Source organism: Faecalibacillus faecis, assembly GCF_003024675.1.
Taxonomy (GTDB): domain Bacteria; phylum Bacillota_I; class Bacilli_A; order Erysipelotrichales; family Coprobacillaceae; genus Faecalibacillus; species Faecalibacillus faecis.
This window is the reverse complement of sequence record NZ_PYLP01000001.1, coordinates 34358-60175: the sequence shown is the minus strand read 5'-3', so window position 1 is coordinate 60175 and position 25818 is coordinate 34358. Positions and strand designations below refer to the sequence as shown.

Sequence of the window (25818 nt, the reverse complement as noted above, 5' to 3'; positions counted from 1 at the left end):
TTATGGTATTGAAGAAAGTAAAAACAAGTCTTTTAGTGCCAATTGGCGAAAAAAAATAATTTTTGATAAAATGTACTTGGAGGTGGATTTATGAAAATCTTAGTGTGTGCCCCTTTACAAGAGGCTGAAAGTAAGAAAATCCAAGAATATTTTATAAATGATACAGTTGTTATTTCTAGAAGACCAACTCAAGAAGATATTGATCAAGCAGATGTCATTGTGGGAAATCCACATCTTGATTTAAATTTAAATCAAGCACATTTACAAGCTATCTTACTTAATAGTGCAGGGAGCAATCAATATATTAAAAAAGGAATTTTAAATAAAAACACTAAACTTACCAATGCCAGTGGAAGTTATGGGATTGCCATCAGTGAACAGGTTATTGGTATGATGATTACTTTCTGTAAAAACTTAAAAACGTATGCTTTACAAATGAAGGAAGGAAATTGGCGTCCTTCAAAACAAGGAAAAGAAATTTATCATAGTTGTGTTTGTATTGTTGGCTATGGTGATATTGGCTATGAAATTGCGAAAAGACTAAAAGCCTTTGATTGTCATATTACCGCTATTAAAAGAAGAGTCCAAAAGGAGCTTCCTTATGTTGATGAAGTCGCAACAATCAATGATTTAGATACAATTTTACCACAAAGTGATTTTGTGATTTTATCACTTCCACAAAGCAAAGAAACAATTCATCTTTTTAACAAAGATAAATTATTAAAAATGAAAAAAGATGCTGTCTTAATCAATGTCGGTCGTGGAAGTGCCATTAGTAATGAAGATTTAATAGAAGTATTAAATCAAGGGTATCTTTATGGTGTTGGTTTAGATGTTGTAGAAGAAGAACCTTTACCTGCAACTTCACCTTTATGGAGCTATGATCGTGTTTTAATTACTCCTCATAGTTCAGGTGGTTTTGTTTGGCAAAGTGTTCGTAATTATTATACAGAGCTTGTTATTAGAAATATTGAACATTTAAAAAATCATGAAACTTTAGAAAATGAAGTTGATTTTCAAACAGGTTATCGAAAAGTTGTCACATATAAAAAATAGCGCCTCAGCGCTATTCAAACTTTTGATCAACTTCAAAAATATTATGCCCGTTAAGATAATCTTTTACCAGCATACGTTTCTTACCTTCTAATTGGAATTCAGTAATAATATAAACCCCATCTTGTACCTTTACACCAATAGCATCTTTAAAAATCTTCACGATTGTTCCAGGTTCTTGGTGTGCGTGATGTGTCATAGCATTTGGACAATTATGTACAAGCCCTTGATAAATTTTTACTGTTTTTCCTTGATACGTTGTATAAGCTCCAGGCCAAGGATTTAGTCCTCTTACATGATTATAAATCTCGATAGCTGGTCTATTGAAATCAATTTTTTCTTGTTCTCTTGAAATAACTGGAGAATACGTTACTTTAGATTCATCTTGAGGAATCGATGCATTTGTTCCCTCAATAATAGCTGGCATTGCTTCAACAATTGCTTCAGCTCCTAAAGTTGATAAACGATCATAAAGTTCTCCTACAGTTTCATCGTAAGAAATAGGTGTTTCTTTTTGATAGATAATATTTCCTGCATCCATCTTTTTAACCATATACATGATTGTCACTCCTGTTTTTTCATCACCATTTAAAATAGCGTAATGAACAGGTGCTCCACCACGATATTTAGGAAGTAAGGAAGCATGTACATTAATACATCCAAGACGTGGACAATCTAAAACTTCTTGAGGAATCATCTGTCCATAAGCGGCTGTAATAATTAAATCAGGTTGCATATCTAAGATAGCTTGATAATCTTCTTTAATACGTTGTGGTTGAAATACCGGTATATCATGTTCTAAAGCCACCACTTTGACCTCTGGCATTTTAAGTTCTTTTTTTCTTCCAACACGACGATCTGGTTGTGAAACAACTTGGACGATATTGTAATCGTGTTGAATTAAATTTTTTAAAACAGCTTCTGAGAATGTTGCTGTTCCCATAAATACGATTTTTAATTGATTCATTTTTTTCACATCCTTCTATAAGATATTACTAATAAATTGCGAGATAAGCAAGACAATTGTTTGAATTATTTGAATACATATTTTACTGATTTTTTTAACAATTAAAGAAAGCGTATTATCTTGTAAATCATCATAACTTCCTTCATCTGATTTTATTTCTTTTTGTTTTTTGACATTTTGTTCAAAAGCAACAATATTTTTAGAAACCATTTCATTTTGAATATAATGATTATTAAGTAAACCATTCATGCCAAACAACAAAAGACCAACCATCGTTAAATCAATAATAAGTTCTTTCATTGTAAGTACTCCTTAATTACTTGTGACATTACTTCTATTGTATTTTGTACTTCTTCTTTGGTATTACTTTGACCACCAAATTCAATTAAGACCGTGTGATCACAAATCCCTTGATTATAATGATTCTTCTTTACCATAATTCCTTTTGATAACCCTGGAACTTTTTCATTTGCCTTATTTGAAAGTTCGGTTGATAACTGATTAACCATATCAAATTTTCCACTGCTTTTTCCTACAACAAATAAAATCTTGGCATAACTTTTTTGATTATAGATCAATGTTGAATATTTTTTATCAAGACTATCCCGATGAAAATCAATAACTAAATCATAATTTCCATTTTCTCTTAGTGTATTTTCTAAATACATCTTAGAAACCACATAAGATTGATTATAAGCAATTCGATGAACATTTTTATAATTTTCAAAATCATTTTGTTCAACATCACAAAAGTATCCTTCTTTCGTTAAACATTCTTTTAAATATTCTGCTCCATCTCTTACATTGTAGCCTACATATTGTTCTCCTTGATGGGTATTATAAAGATGAATCTTTTTATTAGAAGTAACGGGAATACTTGCAGGTAAGGCTTCTGTTGTTGAAATTGCCTTAAAAAGTTTAACGTTTTGATGACTATAAGAAGGTAAATAAAAGATCATTAAAGCAATGATCATAAGTTTGAAAATAATTTGAATAGATACTTTTATTTTCATAGGCGCTCTCCTTGTATTTATTCAAATATATGAAATAAATCAAGAATTATACCTTAAGTCATTTAAAGCCTTTGAAAGAATGGCACTTACCTTTTCTACTGTTTCGTCAATTTGTTTATCCGACATAACAAAATTACGATCAACTGGTGTCAGTATTTCATAAAGCAACGATTCTAATTCTTCTTGTTCAAGACTTCCTACATGCCCTAATAAATACTGTTGTTGATCTGCAGTAAGCTCTCCTTCATATTTCTTTCTTTTACCAATCTTTAATTTATTTTTTATATCCAAAGCATCCCCAAAATAGTCTTTCATTAATTGAAAAACATCTCTTACAATGGAACTGGCATAAATCACTGTAGGAACGCCAATTGCGATGACAGGACATCCTAAAGTTTCTTCTTGAATGGCTTGACGATGATTACCAATACCACTTCCTGGATGAATTCCGACATTATTAATTTGAATCACATGTCCTAATTTTTGATAATCTCTTGCACATAAAGCATCAATAGCGATCACTAAATCAATTTGAAACTGATCAACCATTGCTTGAATCACTTCAACTGTCTCAACTCCTGTTTGATACATCACACCTGGTGTCAATGATAAAATATCATAATAATGGTTTTCTAACTTAAGACCATCATCTAAATAATGAGTCACACGAATGTCTCTTAAGGTACGTGGTCCAATGGCATCACTGGTTAAATAAGGATTTCCTAGTCCAATAATTAAAATGCGGGGATAATCATTTTGATCTATCATCTCTTTTAAAAGTCGAGTCACATGTTGACTAATTGACATAAAAGATTCTTTAAAAAAAATTTCGATATACTTTCCCTTTTTCAAATAATCCGTATCTTCTAAAAATTCATAGGTTTCTATTGAAAAATTATCCATTTTTTCAATAAAACGCTTATAATGTTTTCCTTCCTTTAATAATTCTAAAGATTCTTTCGCCAAATCACTATGTGTATTGTACTTATTCATATTCTCACCTTAAAAATTATTACCTTATTTCCAACAAATTACACAAAATTGTTGCAATTACTTGACTTTTTATATATAATGAAATGGCAAATTGCAAAGCGAGGTGAAAGATCATGGCAAATATGAAACAACAAATTAAACGTTATAAAAACGATAACAAAAAAAGAGCTAAAAACGCTTCTTATAAATCAGCTTTAAAAACTGCAATCAAAAACGTAAGAGCTGAAGTTGAAGCTGGAAATAAAGAAGCTGCTGAAAAAGCATTAGTAATCGCTTCTAGTAAATTAGATTCTTATGTAAACAAAGGAATCCATCATAAAAACTACGCTATTAGACAAAAATCTAAATTAGCTAAATTAGTTAACTCAATCTAATCATTGAAACCAGACAATGTCTGGTTTTTTTGTTTATTCTTTTTTTTCTTGATTATAATGTTAATAGACTTTGAAATAAAATAAGAGTAAAATATTTTTACATTAAAAGGAGACCTGTCTATGGAAAGAAAAGATATAGAAGAAAAATATACTTGGGATCTTTCTAAAATCTATCAAGATCCTCAAGAGTTTTATCACGATATAGAAGTCAGTGAACAATTACTTGATGAATTGACTTCATTTCAAGGAAAGCTTACAGAAAGCATTGAAACGCTTCTACGCTTTTTATCAAAACGTGACGAAATGTCCATGCTTGTAAGTAAAGCCTATTGCTTTGCGCATTTAAACTGCGATGTAGAACCTAAAAATCAAGAATATCAAAAGATGTTGGCAACAGTGATGTCACTCATTCAACAATCAAGTGTTAAACTTGTTTTTGTAGATAATGAAATTGTGGAAAATGATGAAAAAGTAAAAGAATATTTAAAAGATGATCGTTTAAAATCTTATCGTTATTCTTTAAAAAATGCTTTAGCTTTTAAACCTCATTTATTAGATAAAGAACAAGAAGAACTTGTCGCAAAAGTAGACAATATCTCTGAACTTGCAGAACAAGTATTTGATTCTTTACGTTTAGAATTTGAAGATGTTGAAGTAAACGGACAAAAGAAAACATTAAATCAAGCAACACTTAATGAATTTTTAAAGAATAAAGATAGAGAAGTAAGAAAACAAGCATATCATCATTTCTTTAAAGAATACCAACGTTTTGAAAATACTTTTGCTTCTACGCTTTCAGGGGTTATGAAAAAAGATGCTTTTTATAGTGATATCCGTCATTTTGATTCACCACTTGCAGCAAGTGTTTTTAATGATGATGTCCCTACTGATTTATTCTTTAAAATTTTAGATAAAGCAAATAATGAGTATCGCTATTTATTCCATCGTTATAATCATTTAAAGAAAGAGCTTCTTGGACTTGATGAAATTTATAATTACGATTTATCGGTTCCTCTTGTAAAAAGTGTTTCTAAGAAATTTACAATTGAGGAATGTTTTGACATCATTAATCAAGCTTTAACACCTTTTGGTAAAGATTATTTAGCTATTATTAATCGTGCTAAAGAGGAAAGATGGATCGATTACTATCCTACTGTTGGTAAACGTGGTGGCGCTTATAGTAGCGGAAGTTACTTAACACAACCTTATATTTTAATGAATTTCATTGGCGATTATAATTCTTTATCAACTATGATCCATGAATTAGGTCATAGTGTGCATACGTATTTATCAAGTCATAATCAAGATTATATTAATAGTAATTATCGTATCTTTGTCGCTGAAGTCGCTTCAACCGTTAATGAAACTTTACTTATCAACTATATGATGGATCATGCTTCATCTAAAGAAGAAAAAGCTTATTATATTTATGAACAATTAGAAAACTGTGTTGGTCTTATTTTTAGACAACCAATGTTTGCGGACTTTGAACACCGTCTTCATGAAATGGCTAAAAATAATGAACCAATGTCATCCAAAATCATGACAGATCTTTATGGAAAATTAAACCAAGAATATTTTGGTAAAGAGGTAAAAATGGATGAACTTGTTGGTTGGTCTTGTTATTATGTTCCTCATTTCTATTATGATTATTATGTTTATAAATATACTTTAGGAATGACTGTGGCTTTAGCTATCGTTAAACGTATTTTAAACGGTGACACGCAACAAGTAGAACGTTACTTAAACTTCTTAAAATCCGGGGGAAAAGAATCTCCTGTTGACTTATTAAGTCATGCAGGTGTTGATCCTTTAGATGACGCTATTTATGACGATGCTTTCCATTATTTTGAAGATTTGTTAAATGAATTTGAAAAGCTGGTAAAATAATTTATAATAGTATTAGGTGATAAAAATGAAAAGAGAACAAACAAGAGCGTTCCAAGTAGGAAATCTTACATTAGGTGGTAATAATCATGTCATTATTCAATCAATGACAAATACCAAAACAAAAAATATAGAAGCAACGGTTAAACAAATCCAAGAATTAGAAGATGCCGGTTGTGAAATGGTTAGAATGGCAGTCTTTGATAAAGAAGATGCTTATGCGATTGCAGATATTAAAAAACAAGTGCATATTCCATTAGTCGCAGATATTCATTTTGACTATCGTTTAGCTTTAATCGCAATTGAATCAGGAATTGATAAAATTCGTATTAATCCAGGAAATATTGGAAGCATCGAAAAAGTTAAAGCAGTTGTGGAATCTTGTAAAGAACATCATATTCCTATTCGTATTGGAGTCAATGGTGGTTCTTTAGAAAAAGATATTCTAGAAAAATATGGTCGTCCTACTGCTGAAGGTATGATTGAAAGTGCAAAGAAACATATTGATATTTTAGAAAGTTTAGATTTCCATGATTATTGTATTTCTTTAAAATCTTCTGATACCATGCTTACAATTGAAGCTTATACCCTTGCCAGTGAAACCTTTGATTGCCCACTTCATTTAGGTGTTACAGAAGCAGGGACAAAGCTCGGTGGTACAATTAAATCTTCTTTAGGTATTGGTACTTTATTGTATCAAGGTATTGGAAATACAATTCGTGTTTCTTTAAGTGACCATCCTGTTGAAGAAATTAAAGTAGCAAAAACATTACTTAAAGAATTGGGACTCATTAAAAATGTACCTACCCTTGTTTCTTGTCCAACATGTGGAAGAATCCAATACGATTTAATTCCTGTTGCTAAAGAAATCGAAGATTTCTTAAATAATATTCATCAAGATATTACTGTTGCAATTATGGGTTGTGCAGTCAATGGTCCTGGTGAAGCAAAAAATGCTGATATTGGTATTGCTGGTGGTGTTAAAGAAGGATTATTGATTAAAAAAGGACAAATTATTAAAAAAGTAAAACAAGAAGATATGGTTCAAACGCTCAAAGATGAAATTTTAAAGATGGTTAATTCATAATAACCATCTTTTTTTCATATATATAACTATGGAGGCGTAAAACTATGGAAAATTTATTCATTGAACATTTTTTATCGTATGAAGATTTTAGAAGCAATAAAGAAATACAAGCTTTAGAGCTAAATGAAGAAGATTTGAAAGTGATCTATCAAGTGATTGATCAAAACCGTTTTTTACTCTGTAGTGAACATTATTTACCTATTCTATTTCAATCAATTATGAAAAAAACTAGTGTTTCCACTAGTTTGAAATTGAAATCTTTGTTTCAAAATCATACTTCAATATTTCTAAATTCTTGATTTTTCAACATATCTATTTCTTCTTTATAAGGAGCTTTACCATCAATATAAGGTGTTTCTAAAATCTTAGGAACATCTTTTATTCTTTCATTATGAGCAATCCCATTTAAAATATCAAAACCAATTTCACCTAAACCAAGATTTGCATGACGATCTTTATGAGCTCCTTGAACATTTTTAGAATCATTTAAATGAACAACAAGTAAACGATTTAAACCAATAATACGATCAAATTCATCTAAAATTGCATCAAAATTTGATAAATCGTATCCTGCATCATGAATATGACATGTGTCTAAACAAACACCTAGTTTTTCAGGATAATCACAATGCGAAATCAAGTATTGGATTTCCTCAAAAGTCTTTCCTAACTCGCTGCCTTTTCCTGCCATTGTTTCTAAAGCAATCTTTCCTTGGTAAGGCGTATCCTTTAAAACTTCATTTAAACCTTTGATGATTTGTTGAAGTCCTACTTCTTCTCCTGCTTTTACATGACTACCTGGATGTAAAACAAGAATCGATGTTCCAATATCTTGGCATCTTTGCAATTCTTGTTTTAAAAAGTTAACCGCTAATTCAAAAGTTTCTTCTTTAATAGTATTGGCAAGATTAATAATATAAGGTGCATGAACGACCACATTTTTTAAATCAATGTTATTTTCTTTCATTAAAGTTTTTGCTTCTTCTACCTTTAATTCACTAATTGCTTTTCTTCTCGTATTTTGAGGAGCTCCTGTATAAAACATAAAAGTATTGGCCCCATAAGATAAAGCTTCTTTAACAGAACCTAACAACATGTCTTTTCCAGACATTGAGACATGACTACCAATTATCATTGCCTTCCTCCATACGTTTTGCGATTTGTGCTTGACGAGCACGTTCTTTCTTTTGACGACGGATATCTTCACGGATCATCGCACGTTTTTGTTTACGTACAACTTGTTCGACTTGATATTTACGTTTCTTTTTATATCCTGGTTTTACTTTTTTAGGTTTACGGATAATCATTTGTACTTGTTTTTCAAGTTCAGTTTGTTGACGAATACGTTTTTTACGTTTTTCTCTTTGTCCCAAATCCGCAAATTGTCCGTTTTTAAGTTGCATATTCTTAAATTCAATGCCTTTTCTTTCAAGAATTGCAATATTTTTTTCGTCCGTTGTATCATACATGCTATAACAGATTCCTGTATAGTTTCCTCGTCCCGAACGCCCACTACGGTGAATATAGAAATCAGGTTCTGTTGGAAATTGCATATTAATAACATGAGAAACACCATCAATATCAATTCCACGTGCCGCGATATCTGTTGCAACAATATATTGATATTCATTGTTGTTGATTTGACGCATCATTTTCTTTCTTTCACGAGGTTCTAAATCTCCATGAATTTCTCCAACTTTATAACCATCTTCTCTTAATTGGCGGGTAATCTTTGATACTTCTGTTCTTTTATTCGCAAAAATAATACAAATATAAGGATCAATTGTTGCCATAATTTTCTTTAAAACATCATAACGATCTTGATGCTTTGTTGCGAGTAAGATATGTTCAACATTCGCTGTTGTCACAAGTTTACTATCAATTTCAATAGTAACTGGACTTTGCATATATTTCTTTAAAAATGGTCTTAGATTTTGTGGAATTGTTGCTGAGAAAACCATCATTTGTAGATCATCAGACATTTTACCTGCCACCGCATCAATATCTTCTAAATAACCAAATTCTAACGTCATATCTGCTTCATCGACTACAAATGTTTTAGCTGTTGTAATTTGTAAAGCTTGGGCATCTAAAGATAAATCTTTAATACGTCCTGGTGTTCCAATAACAACATGAGGTTGTGTTGAAAGTTTGTTGACGGCTCTTTGACGGTCACTTCCTCCAACAATTAATGAAACACGTAACTCTGGTAAATATTTTGTAAATGTTTTGGCGTTATTAAATAATTGAGCAGCAAGTTCTCTTGTTGGTGCAGTAATAACCGCTTGCACGCAATCTTTATTAACATCAATACGGGACATGATTGGTAATAAAAAGGCATGTGATTTACCTGTCCCTGTTTGTGAAATCCCGATAATATCTCTATTTTTTAATACAAGGGGAATGACTTTTTCTTGTATTGGGGTTGGTTTTTGAAAACCTAACTCTTTGATTACTTCATTACAATAATCTTGTAATTTAAAATCTTGAAAAGTTGCCATAAAATCCTCCTTTTTTTCTTTTTTAGTCACGTTATTATACCATATTTTTGATACATTTCAACAAATATTATGGATGGATTTTTATAATTATTCTATAATACTCTTACTGGGGGTGATTAGATGATTTTAAATACAGGTAATCGCACAGATATTCCTGCTTTTTTTAGTGATTGGTTTTATAGTCGTATTCAAGAAGGGTATGTCTGTGTTCGTAATCCTTATTTTCCTAATCAAGTTACAAAGTATCGCTTAGATCCTCAGGTTATTGATATTATTTGTTTTTGTACTAAAAATCCAAAGCCGATGCTTTCTCGTCTTGATTTAATTAAAGGCTATAAACAATTTTGGTTTGTAACAATTACGCCTTATAATCAATCTATTGAACCTCATGTTCCCAATAAAAATGAAATCATTCGTAGTTTCATTGAACTTTCTAAAAAGATAGGAAGTCATTGTATTGGTTGGCGTTATGATCCTATCTTTTTAAATGATTATTATACCATTGACTATCATCTTCACATCTTTGAAAAGATGTGTCAAAAACTATCAGGCTATACCCATCAATGTGTCATTAGCTTTATTGATCTTTATCAAAAAACAAAAAAGAATTTTAAAGATGTTCAAGAAGTAAATGAAAATGACCAAATCTATCTTTGTCAAAAATTTGTAGAAATTGGAAAAAGATATCATATTGAAATTTATACATGCCATGAAAATGAAACTTTAAAAACAACAGGTGTTCATACAAGTGGTTGTATGAATCAACAAATTATTGAAAAAGCCCTAGACTGTTCTTTAAAACTTCCTAAAATAAGTGAAGCAAGACAAGGCTGTCGCTGTTTATTAAATAATGACATTGGGGTTTATAATACCTGTTTGCATGGTTGTCTTTATTGTTATGCCAACTATGATCGTTCTACTGTTTTAAATAATTATAAAAAACATAACAAAAAGTCACCTTTTTTAATTGGCGACTTTCAAAAAGACGACATCATCAAAGAAGCAAAACAAGTTTCCTATCTTGACAAACAACTTTCCCTATTTTGAAGGATGAACATGGCGATAAGCAACGCCTCTTGTAATACGAAGTAAATTATCTTCACCTGGGAATTTTACAGGTACTACAGGATTTTCTTGATACATTTTCATAACATCTTCGATATCAACGATAATTTCATCAAACTTCATGAGTCCATACATTTTAGGTGGAAGTAAATAAAGTGGTTTATTAATTGTTTGATTTTTTAAAGCTTTATCTAATTCCACTTTTAGATGTGGGCATAAAATAACAACATCGAAACGATCTAATTCTTTTAATCCCAAACCAAATGGTAAAAATTCAATACTGTATTTTTCTTCTAAATTCTTTTCTTTTATTTCTTTATCCATTCTTGAAGCAATGGCACTTGAAGAAAAGCCACCACCACAACATAATAATATTCTAATCATTTTGACACCTCACTGAATATTAGTGTAACATACACCTCTATAAAATGTAAGGGCTTTATTTTTATCTTTCACCTTTTTATTTTTATTACATATTTTATATTAGGTGAGAAAAATGAATCCATTCTATGATAATCCCTATTATGTCTATCGACCTCAAATGTATCCCTATTATTTAAGACCTCGTCGTTTTAATTTACAAAGAACTTTAAATACGACTATTAGAGGTATTCAAATCGCAAATCAAGTCATTCCTGTTATTAACCAAGTACGTCCTTTAATTAATAACACACGACAAGGCATGGCTTTATTAAAAGCCATGAATCATCTTGATGATATAGATTTAGATGAAGTTGAAAAGGAAATTAAACCTATCGAACATGAAGAATTATTTGAAAATATGGTATAATAGCTTTTGAGGTGATTGGAATGTTAGTAAAAGGTATTGTTCCTAGAGGTTATTGTAAAGGAGTTGTTAGAGCTATTGAAATTGCGAAAAAGCAAGCACATCAAGAAACTCCTGTTTATATTCTAGGAATGATTGTACATAATCAATATATTGTAAATGCTTTAGAAGATTTAGGAATTCAAACAATTGATCGAAAAGGCAAAACACGTTTGGAATTATTAGATGAAATCGATCATGGTAAAGTCATTATTACGGCTCATGGAGCAAGTCAAAAAGTCTTTGATAAAGCCAAAGCAAAAGGTTTAGAAGTGATAGATGCTTCTTGTTTAGATGTTATTAAAACCCATGATTTAATTCAAGGCAAATTAAATGAAGGTTATGAAATTTTATATATTGGTAAAAAAGGACATCCTGAAGCAGAGGGTGCTATTTCTATTGATGAAGATAAAATTCATTTGATTACTTCTTTAGCTGATTTAAAAGAAATCGATCCTACTAAAAAATATGTCATGACAAACCAAACGACTATGTCCCTTTATGATGTCTATGATTTATGCGAAAAAGCTAAAGAACTACTTCCTTTTGTAGAAATTGAAAAAGAAACATGTACGGCTACAAAAATACGCCAAGAAGCTATTAAAAATATTGAAGAGAGTGTTGATGTGATTTTTATCGTAGGTGACCCTCACTCAAACAATACACGAAAACTTGCCAGTATCGCTAAAGAAAGTCATCATTGTGATGTCTATATGATAGAAAGTATTGATGGTATTGAAATTGAGTGGTTAAAAGATAAAAATTATGCAGCTATAAGTTCTGGAGCTTCGACACCAACTTATCTTACAAATCAAATTATTGAATATTTGAAACAATTTGATTTCAATGATTCTAAAACTCATCAAAAACCATTTATTGATAAAACAAAAATACTTACTCAAAAAGGTGCTTAAGCTTCAGCACCTTTTTCTTGTGGCAACCATTGTACCTTGAAAAAATAAACAATAAAAATCAAACTGCAAACAACCCATGTAGTTGGCCACCCTAAAAAGACATAAACAACATCACTCGTTACTTTTGTAACCAAGAATAAATAAATTTGTCTTAAAAATACAAATGAGAAAATCATAACATACATTGGTACAGCCGAACGTCCTGCCCCTCGTAAAACCCCATTGATAACTTGGTTGATTGGTAAGAAAATATAGAATGGCAAGAAAGTTAACTGCATCAATCTTCCTGCATCTATAACATCTTTTTCTTGATTGAATAAAGCAATAAAATCACGTCCAAAGAAATACATAATAACAACAAAGAAGCCTATGGTAACCATAGCAAGGAATGTTGTAATATATGCTCCTTTTTTAACACGATTATATTGTTTAGCACCGATATTTTGCCCTACAAAAGTTGTAATTGCCATATTGAAAGCTTGTAAAGGCAAATTGACAAAACCATCAATTTTAATTGTGACAGAATATCCAGCAATAACGGATGCCCCATAAATATTTATATATGATTGAACAATGACATTCGATAAAGAAACAATGCTTTGTTGGAAACCCGTTGGTAAACCAATTTTTATAATTTTTAATAAGATTTCCTTATCAAATTTAATATCTTTTAAAACAACTTTATAAGAGTCCTCTGTTTTCATTAAAACATACATAACCATAATAGCTGAAATCGCTTGAGCAATTAAAGTAGCATAGCCTGCTCCCGCAACCCCAAAACCAAAGTTTTTAACAAATAAAAAGTCCAAAACAATATTAATAATACTTGAAAAAATCAAGAAATAAAGTGGTCTTTTAGAATCTCCAACTGAACGTAATATTCCAGATCCCATGTTATAGATCATAACAAAAATCAAACTCCAAAAATAAATAGACAAATACGTTGAAGCTTCAGAAAAAACATCATTTGGAACACCAATTGCTTTCAAGATAGGGTCATTAAAAACAAGCCCAATAACAGTTAAAACAACCCCTATGACAAGCGTTAAGGCAATACTATTATGAATTGCTTTCTTCATTTTAGATAAATCGCCTGCACCAAAGAATTGTGCTATAACAACTCCTGCTCCTGTTGAAATTCCCATAAAAAAACCAATAAGCATATTAATAATAGGTGTACTTGCCCCAACTGCAGCAAGAGCAACCTTCCCTACATAATTTCCTACTACATATGAATCAACCGCATTATAAAGTTGTTGAAATAAGTTTCCTATTAATAAAGGAACCGAAAATAAAATAATTGCTTTAACAATACTTCCTTTTGTAAGATCTTGTGTATTTCCTTTCATATATTCACCTTCCATGCTTATTTTACTCTTATTTTAATAAAATCATTTTTATTTGCATGAAATGAAAAAAATAATTTTTTTATTTTCTATCCATTATAATAAAATTAAATTGGAGGTTTATTATGAATAAAAAAATTATCTTTTTTGATGTTGATGGTACCCTTGTTGATGTAAGACCAGCAAGAGAATATGTACCTGAATCAACAATCAAAGCTGTAAGAGAAACAAGAAAAAAAGGAAATTTATGTTTTTTATGTACAGGAAGATCTCTTGCTGAAATCTATCCTCATATATTAGACGTTGGTTTTGATGGAATTATTGGTGCTGGTGGTGGATTTGTGACAATCGGTGATGAAATGCTTTATCATAAAAAAGTTTCTGATAACGATGTTCATCGTGTTGTTGATTTCTTTGAAGAAAATGATTATGACTATTATCTTGAAAGTAATGGTGGTTTATTTGCAAGTGAAAATCTTGTGTCTCGTTTAGAAAAAATAACTTATGGTGATTTGGAAAATGATGAAAATGCGAGAAAGAAAAAAGAAGAACAACCAAGTCATTTTATTACATCCTTGATTGAAGGAGAAAGTATGTACCGTAGTGATGTCAATAAGATTTGTTTTTTAGAAAATAAAGATATTCCTTTTCAAACAATTAATGATCATTTTTCAGATGCTTTCAATGTCATTCATTGTACTGTTCCTGCTTTTGGTGATGATTCAGGTGAATTATCTGTTGTTGGTGTCAATAAAGCAAGCGCTATTGAAACCCTTATTCAACATTTAAATATCCCTAAAGAAAATACTTTTGCTTTTGGAGATGGAATGAATGATACCGATATGCTTGAATATTGCCATGTAGGAATTGCTGTAGGTAACGCAAAAGAGGGCTTAAAAGAAATTGCGGATGAAGTTTGTGATGATATTGCAAAAGATGGTATTTATAAAGCCATGAAAAAACATCAACTTATATAAAAAATGCTAGATTTTCTAGCATTTTTTTCTATTCATAATTAAAATAATCTTTACTTTCATGAATTTGGGTATCGATTGGCAAATTATCTAAGAGTTTCTGTAACTCTTTTTCAAAAATCACTTCTAAGTGATGTCCTGGATCAATCAATAAACAATCATGATCAATGGCATATTTGGCATGACGATATTTGCTATCACCTGTAATATAACAATCGACTTGATCTGCAAGAATTTCTAAATCATCTGCGGCACTTCCACCACAAATAGCAATCTTCTCAATTGTTTTATTCGTGTTTTTGCTGTATTTTACATGTTCTAGATGGAATGTTTCTTTTACTTTTTTAATAAAAGTATTTCCTTCCATTGGTTGATTTAAAATAGCCTTTTTACCAACTTCATAGTGATCATAACATTCAATACCATGAACACCTAATTGATTAACTAACCAATCATTCATAGAAATACCATTTTTTCCTCGATCAAGACAAGTATGTAAACTATAAACAACAATATCATGTCTCATTGCAAGTGAAATAAAATATCCTTGATGTTCATTGACATCCATATTCTTAATCTTTTCAAGTAAAAATGGATGATGTGTTATTAACATTTGACAATCTTGTTCAATGCAAGCTTGTAATGTTTCATTATCTGCATTTAAAGCTATATACACTTTTTTGATTTCTTTATTTCTATTTCCTATTTGTAAACCGCAACAATCAAAATCCATTTGAAGTTCAAGTGGAAAATAGTTTTCTAAATAGTTAATAATTTCATAAGCTTTCATTTAATTCACCTTCAATAAGTTTTAATATTTGATCAATTTCTTGATATCTTTGATGTTCTTTTGGTAAATCTTTTTGAATTCTTTGATATGTTTTGTATTGCTTTTTCCAATATTGGATAAATAAATCAGATTTTTCTTTTCTTAAAACAGGACCAAAAAGAAGATCTTCTTTTGTCATTTGTACATCATTTACTTTTTTTACAACCATCATTTCATAGATATGATGTCCATCTTGAATCATTTTTTCATCAAGAATAGTAAAATTATTTTTGAATAAATATTCTCTTAAATGATCACTATTGGCATTTGGTTGTAAGAATAAACGTTTATTTTGATCAATGTAATCTTTATTTTCTTCTAAAATATCACCTATAAGAAAGGCTCCCATTCCAGCTATTGTAATCATAGAAACATCTTTATCTAAAATGGGATTAAGACCATTTCCTAATAAAGCTTCAATTTTTTCTTCAAAATGATAGTGCTCAATAGTCGAAAGAGAAGCTTTAAAAGGCCCTTGTGCCACATCACAAGCATAGGCTTTTTCTATAATATTTTTTTCTATTAAATAGCAAGGAAGATAGGCATGATCTGTTCCTATATCCGCTAAAATAGTACCATTTTTATGTTTATCAACGAGCTGTGCAAGTTCTAATAAGCGCCCTGAAAGTTTCATATTAACGATCTAAGAAATCCTTTAATCTTTTTGAACGAGATGGGTGTTTTAATTTTCTTAAAGCTTTTGCTTCAATTTGACGAATACGTTCACGTGTTACGTTGAATTCACGTCCTACTTCTTCAAGTGTTCTTGTTCTTCCATCATCTAAACCAAAACGAAGTCTTAATACTTTTTCTTCACGATCTGTTAATTCTAATAAAACATCATTTAATTCATCTTTTAATAATTCATTAGCGGCATAATCATCTGGTGACATAGCTCCTTCATCTTCAATGAAATCACCTAAATGAGAGTCATCTTCTTCCCCAATTGGTGTTTCTAAAGAAACAGGTTCTAATGAAATTTTTTGAATTTCACGTACTTTTTCAGGTGTCATACCATCCATTTTTTCCGCAATTTCTTCCGCAGTAGGTTCTCTTCCTAATTCTTGAATCAATTGTCTTTGGATACGTGTTAATTTATTGATTGTTTCCACCATGTGTACAGGAATACGAATTGTACGAGCTTGATCGGCAATCGCGCGTGTAATTGCTTGACGAATCCACCAAGTAGCATACGTTGAGAATTTGAATCCTTTTGTATAATCAAATTTTTCTACCGCTTTAATTAATCCCATGTTTCCTTCTTGAATTAAATCTAAGAATAACATACCACGTCCTACATATCTTTTAGCGATAGAAACAACTAATCTTAAGTTTGCTGCAGCAAGTTCTTTTTTAGCTTGTTCATCACCTTCTAAAATACGTTTTGCAAGTTCAATTTCTTGATCATGATTCAATAATTCAACACGACCGATTTCTTTTAAATACATTTTTACAGGATCGTTGATTTTAACATTGCTTCCTAATTGTGTGCTTTCACTTTCTTTATCGTCATCATGTTCTTGATACATATGTAATGTATCTCCCGTCATCATGTCGAAATCACCATCAAAGTCTAAATCAGGAGTATCATCACTATCATCAATATCTAAATCGAGGTCATCCCCTAAATCTGGAACACCCGCTAATAAAACATCATCATCAACATCTAATGAATCTAAATCATCATCAGAAATTGTAATATCACTTTTTTGGATATGTTCTAATAATTCTTCTGCAAGTTCATCACTTAAATCATAATTCATTAAATATTCGTCAATTTGTTCTTGGGTTAATACATTCCCATTTTGTTTCGCTTCATTTACAACTAAAGCCTTTAAGTCTTCAAATGAAACAGCTTGTACTTTTTTCTTTGCCATATCTTACTCCTTCTCTTTTGAATTAATAATTTCTTGTAGAATCTTCGCTTGTTGCCGTGGATCATAAGTTTGCGCCATTTCACTTTCAAGCTGTTTGATTCTTTCTACTTCCATTTTTTCTTGTATAATTTTTATATAATCATCAATTGCTTGATTTGATGTTTCTTTGGGTAAATGTTGTGAAGAAATTTCTAATATTCTTTTAACGATTTCATCATCATCGATCATACTAATCAAATCAGCAATTTCTAAGACAACATATTGACGATAATAATCAATAATATAAGAAGCAATCAAACGATTAATTTTATCATACATGTAGCCTGCTTTTGCTTCATATTGCATCGCATAGCTTTTATTTTGCATCATGTAATAAAGCAAGTTTCTCTCTGCTTTTTGATACTTATCAATCATCTTTGTTGATTGATCATAAGTGATTGGTTGAAACGGAATCGGTTGCTTTTCATGAGGTTTTTGGCTTAATAACTGATAAATAATTTCTTTAGAAAAGCCCGACTTTTTAACCAATTGTTCTATATAATAATCACGGTCTACTAGATCATCTAATGTTGCAATCATTTCAACCATTGATTCTAAATATTTCTTTCGATCTTCATAATTTTCTACATTGATTCTTTCATAATGATAACTCATTTTAAAATCAATCGCACTTTGTGGATTTTTAAATAAAGCATTCAGTTCATCTTTTCCTTTTGCTTTTAAAAATTCATCTGGATCCATTTGATCAGGAATAACAACAACTCCTATATTAAAACCCGCTAAAGCCATTGCATCAATACATTTCATCATGGCATTTTTTCCAGCCTGATCTCCATCTAAACATAAGACAACATCATTAGAAAGTCTCTTCAACATCCTTAAATGATTTGAAGTAAGTGCTGTTCCCATAATTGCGACAGCATTTTTAATTCCTGCCTTGTATAATGCAATTACATCCATGAATCCTTCAAGAACAATAATTTTACCTGCATCTCTTACCGATTCTTTGACACGATGATAATTATAAAGCGTATCACCTTTAATAAAGATTGAGGATTCTGGTGAGTTCATATATTTTGCTTCTTTTTGGCTTGAACGATAAATACGTCCACTAAATCCTACCACGCGTCCTTCACTATTATGTAAAGGAAACATGATACGATCATGATAACGATCATAACCAACTTGTGATTCAATGACTAAACCTGAAGCATAGGCTTGCATCTTTGTAAAACCCGACTTTTCAAAAGCGGATAATAAAATATTTTGATCAGGTGCATAACCAATTTCAAAATGGTCAATAATATCTTGTGAAAGTTCTCTTTGTGTTAAATAGTTTTTTGCTTCTAAAGCAAGTTTGGTTGACAAGTAGTGTTTATAAATACGATTGGCTTCTTCATGCATTAAATAGAAAGGTTCTGTTTTTTTATTAACAGGTTTCTTTTCTTCATAAAAGGTAAAATCACCTAAATCGACATTTCCCATTTGTGCAACCATCTTTACCGCTTCTAAATAAGAAATTTTTAAATATTCTTGTAAGAAAGTAAAGACATTTCCCCCATGATGACAGACAAAACACATAAAGATTTGTTTTTCTGGTGATACTGACATAGAGGGATGACTATCATTATGAAAAGGACATAAGGCAATATAATTTCGTCCTTTTCTTTCAAGTGGAAGATAATTGCCAATAACTTCCACAATGTCGACAGATTGTCTTATTTCATTGATTTTTTCTTGTGAAAGTCTTGGCATAGTTTCCTCCTTTATTAGAATGCGATTTTATCTTGAATATATGCAACTAATTCATCAATTGGTAAACGAACTTGTTCCATTGTATCACGATTACGAACAGTAACAGCATTGTCTTCCATTGTATCAAAGTCAACAGTAACACAATATGGTGTACCGATAGCATCTTGTCGACGATATCTTTTTCCGATTTGTCCGGCAACATCATATTCAACAGAGAAATGTTTAGCAAGAGTTGCATAAACTTCTTCTGCTTTTTCGCTTTGTTTTTTAGTTAATGGTAAGATTGCTACTTTATATGGAGCAATAGCAGGATGTAATTTCATCACTGTTCTTGTATCTCCATTTTCTAAAGTTTCTTCTTGATAACTGTCACATAAAACAGATAAGAATAAACGATCTGCACCTACAGATGGTTCAATAACATAAGGAATATATTTTTCGTTTGTTTGAGGATCTAAATATTCTAATGATTTTTTAGAATGTTCCATATGACGAGATAAATCGTAATCTGTACGATCTGCAATTCCCCATAATTCTCCCCATCCAAATGGGAATTTGTATTCAACATCGCAAGTTGCTTTTGAATAGAAAGAAAGTTCTTCTTTTTCATGATCTCTAAATTTTAAGTTTTCTTCTTTTAAACCTAAATCTAATAAGAATTTTTTACAATAAGATTTCCAATAATCGAACCATTCTAAATCTGTATCTGGTTTACAGAAGAATTCTAATTCCATTTGTTCAAATTCTCTTGTTCTGAAAATAAAGTTACCTGGTGTAATTTCATTTCTGAATGATTTACCGATTTGACCAATACCAAATGGTACTTTTTTACGAGATGTTCTTTGAATATTTTTAAAGTTTACAAAAATACCTTGTGCTGTTTCAGGACGTAAATAAACCACAGATTTATCGTCTTCAACAACACCCATATGTGTTTCAAACATTAATTTAAATTGTCTAACATCTGTGAAGTTGCTTTTTCCACAGTTAGGGCAAACAATGTTATGTTCTTTAATATAAGACATTGTTTGTTCATTGCTCCAACCTTCACTATGTACAGAAGGATCGTATGCTTCAATTAATTTATCTGCACGATGTCTTGTTTTACATTCTTTACAGTCAATTAATGGGTCAGAGAATCCACCAACATGTCCAGAAGCTTCCCATACCTTTGGATTCATAAAAATAGCTGAATCTAAACCAACGTTATAAGGAGATTCTTGAATGAATCTTTTCCACCATAAACGTTTAATATTGTTTTTCATTTCAACCCCTAATGGTCCAAAATCCCATGTGTTTGCAAGTCCATCATAGATTTCAGAACCTTGATATACAAAACCTGTTGATTTTGCATGATTTACTAATTTGTCCATATCTTTAGTTGCCATATTTTTCTCCTTTTTGTGTAAAAATGAATAAAGACTTGGCATTCCAAGTCTTTTATACCCTTTTCGCGTATCAATAAAATACCCTTATAGTGGATATTTGTCAACCAACTATAAGGGTGCTACATATAAGTTCTTTCATCAAGCCAATTCATAATATTATGATAAACTTCGCGATAATTATTTTCATGTAAAATATCTTGTCGACGATTATCAAAAATCTTATAGCTTAAATCTTTTAATCCATTTTCCTTTAATATTTTATAAAGTTTTATCGTGTCTTTTCCATTGCGTGTCAAATTATCAAATCCACCCGATAACAAGTATACAGGTAAATATTGGGGAATTTGTTTTAAATGTTCTTCATCACTCGTATATTTTATATAATCTAAAATATCTCGATAAGCTTGATTTGTGTAAACAAAGTCCGTAAGTGGATCTTCCATGTAAAGGTTCACTTCTTTTGTATTAGTCATTTTATAGTTTCCATTTAAATTTCTTTGTAGAAATAAATCAATTGCTTTTTTGATGACTCTTGAGTGATTCATTTGTCCATGTAATAAAATATTGAAATCAACAATCATCTTCATCCGATAATAAAAACTATTTTTCATACATGTACCTAATAGAATCATGCCATTAATATAGTCTCCATACACACCAGCATATTTTAATAAAACAAGCGAGCCTAAATCAACACCTAGCATAAAGTAAGGTAGATCTTCATAACGTTTAGTAATAATATGACGTAAACGTTGAATATCTTCAACTAATGTATCAAGTGCATTTCCTTTTCCAAAATAACCTTGTTCAAATTTATAAAGAGAAGTTCCATGTCCTGGAAAATCAGATACTACCACAATAAAGCCTTCATGACTTAAATATTCCGCAAACTTTTTATAACGTTCAGAATATTCACATAAACCATGATGTATTTGAATAATGCCCTTATATCTTAAGATTACATTGGGCTGATAGATATCAAATTTAATAGAGGTATGTGTTCCCGACGTATAGGTTTCTGTAAATCTCATCGTCTAGCGCCTCCTTTTTGATAAGGACGGTTATAGTTTGATCTTTTCGTACGTGGTCTAATCAAACAGTTTTTACCAAAACCAATAAGATCTTTTCGATTTGCCTTGATTAAAGCCTCATAGACGAGATCATAGTTTTTAGGGTTTTTATATTGAATCAACGCTCTTTGCATTGCTTTTTCCTTTGGATCTTTTGGAACATAGACTTCTGTCATATCACGAGGATCCAATCCTGTATAATACATTGTTGTTGAAAGAGTTCCTGGTGTTGGATAGAAATCTTGGACTTGTTCTGGTTGATGATGAATATCTCTTAAATATTCTGCTAATTCAATGGCATCTTCTAAACGACATCCTGGATGAGATGACATTAAATAGGGAACAAGGAATTGTTTCTTATCGTATTTTTCATTTAAACGATAATATTTATCTACAAACTTTTCATAAAGTCCACGTCTTGGTTTTCCCATTTTATCTAAAGCATGATTACTAATATGTTCAGGAGCCACTTTTAATTGTCCAGAAATATGATGTTGGACAAGTTCTTCAAAGAAATGATCGTTTTTATCATACATTAAATAATCATAGCGGATTCCTGAACGAACAAAGACTTTTTTAACATTAGGAAGCTGTCTTAATTTTGTAAGTAATGAAAGATAGTCTTCATGATCTACCTTTAAGTTTTTACATGGTTGAGGCCATAAACATTGTTTTGTTGGACATGCTCCTTTCGTCTTTTGTTTTTCACATGCTGTATCTCTAAAGTTTGCTGTTGGTCCTCCAACATCATGAATATATCCTTTAAAATCAGGATCCCATACCATTTTATTTGCTTCAGCTAAAATCGATTCATGACTTCTTGCTTGAATAATACGTCCTTGATGAAAAGCTAAAGCACAAAAGTTACACGAACCAAAGCACCCACGGTTAGAAATAAGGGAGAATTTCACTTCATCAATTGCAGGAACATGTTCATAATTTGGATGATATGTACGGCTGTAATCATAACCATAAGCACGGTCAAATTCTCTTTGAGTAAGCGGTCTATTTGGTCTATTTTGAACCACATACCACCCTTGATAAGGCTCCACTAATATTTTAGCGTTGTAATGATCGGTATTAAGATATTGTATTTGGAAAGATTCAGCATATTTTCTTTTAGAAGAAGTAATTTCTTCATAGCTAGGAAGCATAATATAATCTGAAAGATCATCTATATTCTTTGTTTTATAAACAGTTCCATCTAAATAGGTTAAATATTTAATTTCCAAACCACTTTCTAAAGCTTCTGCCACTTCAATAATACTATTTTCTCCCATACCAAACATTAATAAATCGGCATTGGCATCAATAATAATTGATTTTCTAACTTTGTCACTCCAATAATCATAATGTGCTAAACGTCGTAAAGAAGCTTCAATACCACCAAGAATAATGTTTGTATCCGGATAAGCCTGTCTTGCCATTTGACTATAAACAATAACGGCACGATCTGGTCTTTTAAAACCTTTACCTCCTGGTGTATAGGAATCTTTATGTCTTCTTTTTTTAGAAACTGTATAATGATTGACCATTGAATCAATATTTCCCGAAGAAATCAAGAAACCTAATTTAGGTTTACCAAATTGTCTGAATTCTTCCACGTTATGCCAATCTGGTTGTGATAAAAAAGCCACCTTAAACCCATTGGCTTCTAATGTACGACAGATAATCGCCGCACCAAATGACGGGTGATCCACATAGGCATCTCCACAAACATAGACAAAATCAACCTCTTGCCATCCTCTTTCGTCCATTTCTTTTCTATTTATCGGTAAAAACTGCCCCATATGTATCTCCCCCTTTGAATTTATTTTTATTATAGTCAAAAAATGTATATAAAAAAAGACAAAAGTGTCGACTTTTGTCATAATTTTTCAAGACTTTTTATCATTTTCTTGGTCTTAAATAAAATTCCAGTCATTTCATCTACATAATAGTCCATAATTTCAATCAATTGATCGATTGATTCTTGAGAAATCTTTAATTGATCGATTTGTTTAAAGCAAATTTTATTAATGTAGCGAAAAGCTTTTAAAGTTTCTTTATCTAGTTGTTTGTCACGAAGTGATAAACAATCTAAACAAACAAAGCCCCCGTCTTCCAAACTTAACCCAGCAATTCGATTTTGTCTTAAACAACGAACACAACCATCTACTTGCAAAGCAACTCCACATCTTTTTAAGATATACGCATTGTAAAGTAAATAAACAAGTTGAGGTGGGTAACCATGATTTAGAGCATCAAGTGCTTCTTTTAAATGATTGAATACATCTAAATCAGGCTGATTTTCTTCTTCGTTTCTTAAAACAAATTCCATAAAATAACTCGCGTAAGCTTCTAATTCGATATCTTCTTTAAGATAGCGATAGAAATCAACCGAACTTGCTTTAATAAGAGTTGAAAGTCCATTACGTGGGATAAAAGTAAATTCAGACAATGTCAAACTTTGACAAGCTGCAGCATTTTTACTTTTTAATTTCTTTACACCACGTGCAATTAATGTCATCTTTCCATAATCTTTAAAATAAACAGTAACTAAAGCATCACTTTCTTTATAAGATTGTGTCTTTAAGACAATTCCTAGACAAACAACTTCTTCTTTTTTAATAGTCATCTTCGTTATAACCAAATTCTTTTAAATATTTTTGTTTATTACGCCAATTATTTTCAACTTTTACAAATAATTCAAGATGAACAGGTGTTTGTAAGAAACGTTTCATTTCTCTTTGAGCATTTTGACGAATCTTTTTAATCATTGATCCTTGTTTTCCAATAAGAATTCCTTTTTGTGATTTACGATCAACGACAATGGTCGCAATGACTTCAACACTGCCATCTTCTTGTTCTGACATACGTTCAACAACAATAGCTACACTATGAGGAACTTCTTCTCTAGTAAAATAAAGTATTTTTTCTCGAATAAATTCAGCCATGACAAATCTTTCAGGATGATCTGTCATTTGATCTTTAGGATAATACATCATTCCTTCATTTAAATATTTTTTAATAGTAGAAATAAGTGTATCGACATTTTGATCTTCTAAAGCAGAAATTGGAATAATTTCTTTAAAATCAAAAAGTTCTTTCCATTCTGTAAGTTTCTTAACGACTTCTTCTTTAGAAACAAGATCACATTTATTAAGTAAAAGGAAAACCGGACCATCAGCTTCTTTTAATCTTTCAATAATAAATCGATCCCCTCGTCCAATAGTTTCGTTGGCTGGTGCAATAAATAACACCATATCTACTCCATAAATACTATTTAAAGCTGTTGTATTCATAAAGTTTCCTAAACCATCTTGAGGTTTATGAATACCAGGTGTATCCATAAAAATAATTTGTGCCTCATCATCTGTATAAATACCTTGAATCGTATTACGTGTTGTTTGTGCAACATCAGACATGATTGCTAATTTTGTTTTTAAAATTTGATTTAAAAGTGTAGACTTTCCTACATTAGGACGTCCCACGATACTGACAAATCCTGATTTAAACATTATAAACTTTCTCCTATAAATACCATCGGTAATAATTCACCAATTGTATGTTTTTCTACTTTTTCTTTATTTGCTAGAAAGATGGGCATATCTAAAGCCACAAGTTCTGACAAAACTTGTCGACAAGCTCCGCATGGGGATGCAATCGGTGTGCAATCTGCCACAATAGCAAGAGCGACGATATCTTCTTTTCGATAGCCTTTGCAATAAGTTCCAAAGACAGCATTACGTTCAGCACACATCGTTGAACCATAAGCTGCATTTTCAATATTACAGCCTTGTACATAATTTCCATCTTTTAAAGCAACACAAGCCCCTACTTTAAAATGACTATAAGGTGTATACGCATTTTCTCTTGCCAACCATGCAAGTTCTATCAATTTTTCTTGATCCATTTTA

27 protein-coding genes are annotated in these 25818 nt (G+C 30.9%); 9 read left to right on the top strand and 18 right to left on the bottom strand.

Features of this window, described 5'->3' with window-relative positions:
- Nucleotides 1-90 precede the first annotated feature (90 nt).
- Nucleotides 91-1056: a D-2-hydroxyacid dehydrogenase gene (locus tag C7U55_RS00340; protein WP_106986833.1), complete on the top strand. Its 966-nt coding sequence runs from the start codon at nt 91-93 to the stop codon at nt 1054-1056.
- A 10-nt stretch (nt 1057-1066) separates the two neighbouring features.
- Here C7U55_RS00340 and fmt read toward each other — a convergent pair whose 3' ends face one another.
- The 4 genes from fmt to gpr are packed head-to-tail and all read right to left on the bottom strand — an operon-like array spanning nt 1067 to nt 4026.
- Nucleotides 1067-2020 (bottom strand): methionyl-tRNA formyltransferase, encoded by a 954-nt coding sequence (fmt, locus tag C7U55_RS00335; protein WP_106986832.1) that lies wholly within the window; start codon nt 2018-2020, stop codon nt 1067-1069.
- A 15-nt stretch (nt 2021-2035) separates the two neighbouring features.
- Nucleotides 2036-2320 (bottom strand): hypothetical protein, encoded by a 285-nt coding sequence (locus tag C7U55_RS00330; protein WP_106986831.1) that lies wholly within the window; start codon nt 2318-2320, stop codon nt 2036-2038.
- Nucleotides 2317-3033, bottom strand: a complete 717-nt coding sequence (gene spoIIP / locus C7U55_RS00325; protein WP_106986830.1) for a stage II sporulation protein P — start codon at nt 3031-3033, stop codon at nt 2317-2319. Before spoIIP ends, C7U55_RS00330 begins: the two co-directional genes overlap by 4 nt.
- 39 nt (nt 3034-3072) lie before the next feature.
- On the bottom strand, nt 3073-4026 hold the full coding sequence (gpr, locus tag C7U55_RS00320; RefSeq protein WP_106986829.1) for a GPR endopeptidase: 954 nt from the start codon (nt 4024-4026) through the stop codon (nt 3073-3075).
- A gap of 113 nt (nt 4027-4139) precedes the next feature.
- Between gpr and rpsT the strand changes: the two genes are divergently transcribed.
- The 4 genes from rpsT to C7U55_RS00300 all read left to right on the top strand — a co-directional run bounded on the left by rpsT (nt 4140) and on the right by C7U55_RS00300 (nt 7673).
- Nucleotides 4140-4400, top strand: a complete 261-nt coding sequence (rpsT, locus tag C7U55_RS00315) for a 30S ribosomal protein S20 (RefSeq protein WP_022002730.1) — start codon at nt 4140-4142, stop codon at nt 4398-4400.
- Between the two features lie 120 nt (nt 4401-4520).
- Nucleotides 4521-6290, top strand: a complete 1770-nt coding sequence (gene pepF, locus C7U55_RS00310) for an oligoendopeptidase F (protein WP_106986828.1) — start codon at nt 4521-4523, stop codon at nt 6288-6290.
- 25 nt (nt 6291-6315) lie between these two features.
- On the top strand, nt 6316-7374 hold the full coding sequence (gene ispG / locus C7U55_RS00305; RefSeq protein ID WP_106986827.1) for a flavodoxin-dependent (E)-4-hydroxy-3-methylbut-2-enyl-diphosphate synthase: 1059 nt from the start codon (nt 6316-6318) through the stop codon (nt 7372-7374).
- Between the two features lie 44 nt (nt 7375-7418).
- Nucleotides 7419-7673 (top strand): hypothetical protein, encoded by a 255-nt coding sequence (locus C7U55_RS00300; protein ID WP_022002733.1) that lies wholly within the window; start codon nt 7419-7421, stop codon nt 7671-7673.
- Here C7U55_RS00300 and C7U55_RS00295 read toward each other — a convergent pair.
- Both C7U55_RS00295 and C7U55_RS00290 read right to left on the bottom strand, forming a co-directional pair.
- On the bottom strand, nt 7646-8509 hold the full coding sequence (locus tag C7U55_RS00295; protein WP_106986826.1) for a deoxyribonuclease IV: 864 nt from the start codon (nt 8507-8509) through the stop codon (nt 7646-7648). The genes C7U55_RS00300 and C7U55_RS00295 overlap by 28 nt on opposite strands.
- Nucleotides 8496-9875, bottom strand: coding sequence for a DEAD/DEAH box helicase (locus C7U55_RS00290; RefSeq protein WP_106986825.1), 1380 nt, complete (start codon nt 9873-9875; stop codon nt 8496-8498). The genes C7U55_RS00295 and C7U55_RS00290 overlap by 14 nt, the downstream gene beginning before the upstream one ends.
- A gap of 120 nt (nt 9876-9995) precedes the next feature.
- On the opposite strand from C7U55_RS00290, the gene C7U55_RS00285 reads away from it, so the two are divergent.
- Complete coding sequence (locus C7U55_RS00285; protein WP_106986824.1) at nt 9996-10922, top strand: DUF1848 domain-containing protein; 927 nt, start codon at nt 9996-9998, stop codon at nt 10920-10922.
- On the opposite strand, the gene C7U55_RS00280 is transcribed toward C7U55_RS00285, so the two are convergent.
- On the bottom strand, nt 10914-11324 hold the full coding sequence (locus C7U55_RS00280) for a PTS sugar transporter subunit IIB (RefSeq protein ID WP_048923430.1): 411 nt from the start codon (nt 11322-11324) through the stop codon (nt 10914-10916). The two genes, C7U55_RS00285 and C7U55_RS00280, sit on opposite strands and share 9 nt — an antisense overlap.
- A gap of 112 nt (nt 11325-11436) precedes the next feature.
- Between C7U55_RS00280 and C7U55_RS00275 the strand changes: the two genes are divergently transcribed.
- Complete coding sequence (locus C7U55_RS00275; protein WP_106986823.1) at nt 11437-11730, top strand: hypothetical protein; 294 nt, start codon at nt 11437-11439, stop codon at nt 11728-11730.
- A 20-nt stretch (nt 11731-11750) separates the two neighbouring features.
- Nucleotides 11751-12680: a 4-hydroxy-3-methylbut-2-enyl diphosphate reductase gene (locus C7U55_RS00270; protein WP_106986822.1), complete on the top strand. Its 930-nt coding sequence runs from the start codon at nt 11751-11753 to the stop codon at nt 12678-12680.
- Here the strand turns inward: C7U55_RS00270 and C7U55_RS00265 are convergent.
- Nucleotides 12677-14029 (bottom strand): MATE family efflux transporter, encoded by a 1353-nt coding sequence (locus C7U55_RS00265; RefSeq protein WP_106987087.1) that lies wholly within the window; start codon nt 14027-14029, stop codon nt 12677-12679. The two genes, C7U55_RS00270 and C7U55_RS00265, sit on opposite strands and share 4 nt — an antisense overlap.
- Before the next feature lie 122 nt (nt 14030-14151).
- Here C7U55_RS00265 and C7U55_RS00260 point away from each other — a divergent pair, with 122 nt between their 5' ends.
- On the top strand, nt 14152-15003 hold the full coding sequence (locus C7U55_RS00260) for a Cof-type HAD-IIB family hydrolase (protein WP_048923433.1): 852 nt from the start codon (nt 14152-14154) through the stop codon (nt 15001-15003).
- Nucleotides 15004-15031: 28 nt separating this feature from the next.
- Here C7U55_RS00260 and C7U55_RS00255 read toward each other — a convergent pair whose 3' ends face one another.
- The 10 genes from C7U55_RS00255 to cdd all read right to left on the bottom strand — a co-directional run bounded on the left by C7U55_RS00255 (nt 15032) and on the right by cdd (nt 25814).
- Nucleotides 15032-15790, bottom strand: coding sequence for a Nif3-like dinuclear metal center hexameric protein (locus C7U55_RS00255; protein ID WP_106986821.1), 759 nt, complete (start codon nt 15788-15790; stop codon nt 15032-15034).
- The gene (locus C7U55_RS00250; RefSeq protein ID WP_106986820.1) at nt 15777-16463 is read right to left on the bottom strand and encodes a tRNA (adenine(22)-N(1))-methyltransferase; all 687 of its coding nucleotides are present in this window, start codon (nt 16461-16463) and stop codon (nt 15777-15779) included. Before C7U55_RS00250 ends, C7U55_RS00255 begins: the two co-directional genes overlap by 14 nt.
- Nucleotide 16464: 1 nt before the next feature.
- The gene (rpoD, locus tag C7U55_RS00245) at nt 16465-17706 is read right to left on the bottom strand and encodes an RNA polymerase sigma factor RpoD (RefSeq protein WP_106986819.1); all 1242 of its coding nucleotides are present in this window, start codon (nt 17704-17706) and stop codon (nt 16465-16467) included.
- A 3-nt stretch (nt 17707-17709) separates the two neighbouring features.
- Entirely contained in the window at nt 17710-19461 is a 1752-nt protein-coding gene (gene dnaG / locus C7U55_RS00240) for a DNA primase (RefSeq protein WP_106986818.1), read from the bottom strand.
- 14 nt (nt 19462-19475) lie between these two features.
- On the bottom strand, nt 19476-20849 hold the full coding sequence (locus C7U55_RS00235; RefSeq protein WP_106986817.1) for a glycine--tRNA ligase: 1374 nt from the start codon (nt 20847-20849) through the stop codon (nt 19476-19478).
- Between the two features lie 119 nt (nt 20850-20968).
- Nucleotides 20969-21880 carry an alpha/beta fold hydrolase gene (locus C7U55_RS00230; protein WP_106986816.1) on the bottom strand — a complete coding sequence of 304 codons (912 nt, stop codon included), beginning with the start codon at nt 21878-21880 and terminating at the stop codon, nt 20969-20971.
- Complete coding sequence (locus tag C7U55_RS00225; RefSeq protein WP_106986815.1) at nt 21877-23709, bottom strand: YgiQ family radical SAM protein; 1833 nt, start codon at nt 23707-23709, stop codon at nt 21877-21879. The genes C7U55_RS00230 and C7U55_RS00225 overlap by 4 nt, the downstream gene beginning before the upstream one ends.
- A 77-nt stretch (nt 23710-23786) precedes the next feature.
- Nucleotides 23787-24536, bottom strand: a complete 750-nt coding sequence (gene recO, locus C7U55_RS00220) for a DNA repair protein RecO (protein WP_106986814.1) — start codon at nt 24534-24536, stop codon at nt 23787-23789.
- Entirely contained in the window at nt 24526-25419 is an 894-nt protein-coding gene (era, locus tag C7U55_RS00215) for a GTPase Era (RefSeq protein WP_106986813.1), read from the bottom strand. Before era ends, recO begins: the two co-directional genes overlap by 11 nt.
- Nucleotides 25419-25814, bottom strand: a complete 396-nt coding sequence (gene cdd, locus C7U55_RS00210; protein ID WP_106986812.1) for a cytidine deaminase — start codon at nt 25812-25814, stop codon at nt 25419-25421. The genes era and cdd overlap by 1 nt, the downstream gene beginning before the upstream one ends.
- Between the last annotated feature and the right edge of the window lie 4 nt (nt 25815-25818).

Coding starts and splice junctions, on each gene's coding strand:
- C7U55_RS00340 (WP_106986833.1), top strand. CDS start 91: ATGAAAATCTTAGTGTGTGCCCCTTTACAAGAGGCTGAAAGTAAGAAA.
- fmt (WP_106986832.1), bottom strand. CDS start 2,020: ATGAATCAATTAAAAATCGTATTTATGGGAACAGCAACATTCTCAGAA.
- C7U55_RS00330 (WP_106986831.1), bottom strand. CDS start 2,320: ATGAAAGAACTTATTATTGATTTAACGATGGTTGGTCTTTTGTTGTTT.
- spoIIP (WP_106986830.1), bottom strand. CDS start 3,033: ATGAAAATAAAAGTATCTATTCAAATTATTTTCAAACTTATGATCATT.
- gpr (WP_106986829.1), bottom strand. CDS start 4,026: ATGAATAAGTACAATACACATAGTGATTTGGCGAAAGAATCTTTAGAA.
- rpsT (WP_022002730.1), top strand. CDS start 4,140: ATGGCAAATATGAAACAACAAATTAAACGTTATAAAAACGATAACAAA.
- pepF (WP_106986828.1), top strand. CDS start 4,521: ATGGAAAGAAAAGATATAGAAGAAAAATATACTTGGGATCTTTCTAAA.
- ispG (WP_106986827.1), top strand. CDS start 6,316: ATGAAAAGAGAACAAACAAGAGCGTTCCAAGTAGGAAATCTTACATTA.
- C7U55_RS00300 (WP_022002733.1), top strand. CDS start 7,419: ATGGAAAATTTATTCATTGAACATTTTTTATCGTATGAAGATTTTAGA.
- C7U55_RS00295 (WP_106986826.1), bottom strand. CDS start 8,509: ATGATAATTGGTAGTCATGTCTCAATGTCTGGAAAAGACATGTTGTTA.
- C7U55_RS00290 (WP_106986825.1), bottom strand. CDS start 9,875: ATGGCAACTTTTCAAGATTTTAAATTACAAGATTATTGTAATGAAGTA.
- C7U55_RS00285 (WP_106986824.1), top strand. CDS start 9,996: ATGATTTTAAATACAGGTAATCGCACAGATATTCCTGCTTTTTTTAGT.
- C7U55_RS00280 (WP_048923430.1), bottom strand. CDS start 11,324: ATGATTAGAATATTATTATGTTGTGGTGGTGGCTTTTCTTCAAGTGCC.
- C7U55_RS00275 (WP_106986823.1), top strand. CDS start 11,437: ATGAATCCATTCTATGATAATCCCTATTATGTCTATCGACCTCAAATG.
- C7U55_RS00270 (WP_106986822.1), top strand. CDS start 11,751: ATGTTAGTAAAAGGTATTGTTCCTAGAGGTTATTGTAAAGGAGTTGTT.
- C7U55_RS00265 (WP_106987087.1), bottom strand. CDS start 14,029: ATGAAAGGAAATACACAAGATCTTACAAAAGGAAGTATTGTTAAAGCA.
- C7U55_RS00260 (WP_048923433.1), top strand. CDS start 14,152: ATGAATAAAAAAATTATCTTTTTTGATGTTGATGGTACCCTTGTTGAT.
- C7U55_RS00255 (WP_106986821.1), bottom strand. CDS start 15,790: ATGAAAGCTTATGAAATTATTAACTATTTAGAAAACTATTTTCCACTT.
- C7U55_RS00250 (WP_106986820.1), bottom strand. CDS start 16,463: ATGAAACTTTCAGGGCGCTTATTAGAACTTGCACAGCTCGTTGATAAA.
- rpoD (WP_106986819.1), bottom strand. CDS start 17,706: ATGGCAAAGAAAAAAGTACAAGCTGTTTCATTTGAAGACTTAAAGGCT.
- dnaG (WP_106986818.1), bottom strand. CDS start 19,461: ATGCCAAGACTTTCACAAGAAAAAATCAATGAAATAAGACAATCTGTC.
- C7U55_RS00235 (WP_106986817.1), bottom strand. CDS start 20,849: ATGGCAACTAAAGATATGGACAAATTAGTAAATCATGCAAAATCAACA.
- C7U55_RS00230 (WP_106986816.1), bottom strand. CDS start 21,880: ATGAGATTTACAGAAACCTATACGTCGGGAACACATACCTCTATTAAA.
- C7U55_RS00225 (WP_106986815.1), bottom strand. CDS start 23,709: ATGGGGCAGTTTTTACCGATAAATAGAAAAGAAATGGACGAAAGAGGA.
- recO (WP_106986814.1), bottom strand. CDS start 24,536: ATGACTATTAAAAAAGAAGAAGTTGTTTGTCTAGGAATTGTCTTAAAG.
- era (WP_106986813.1), bottom strand. CDS start 25,419: ATGTTTAAATCAGGATTTGTCAGTATCGTGGGACGTCCTAATGTAGGA.
- cdd (WP_106986812.1), bottom strand. CDS start 25,814: ATGGATCAAGAAAAATTGATAGAACTTGCATGGTTGGCAAGAGAAAAT.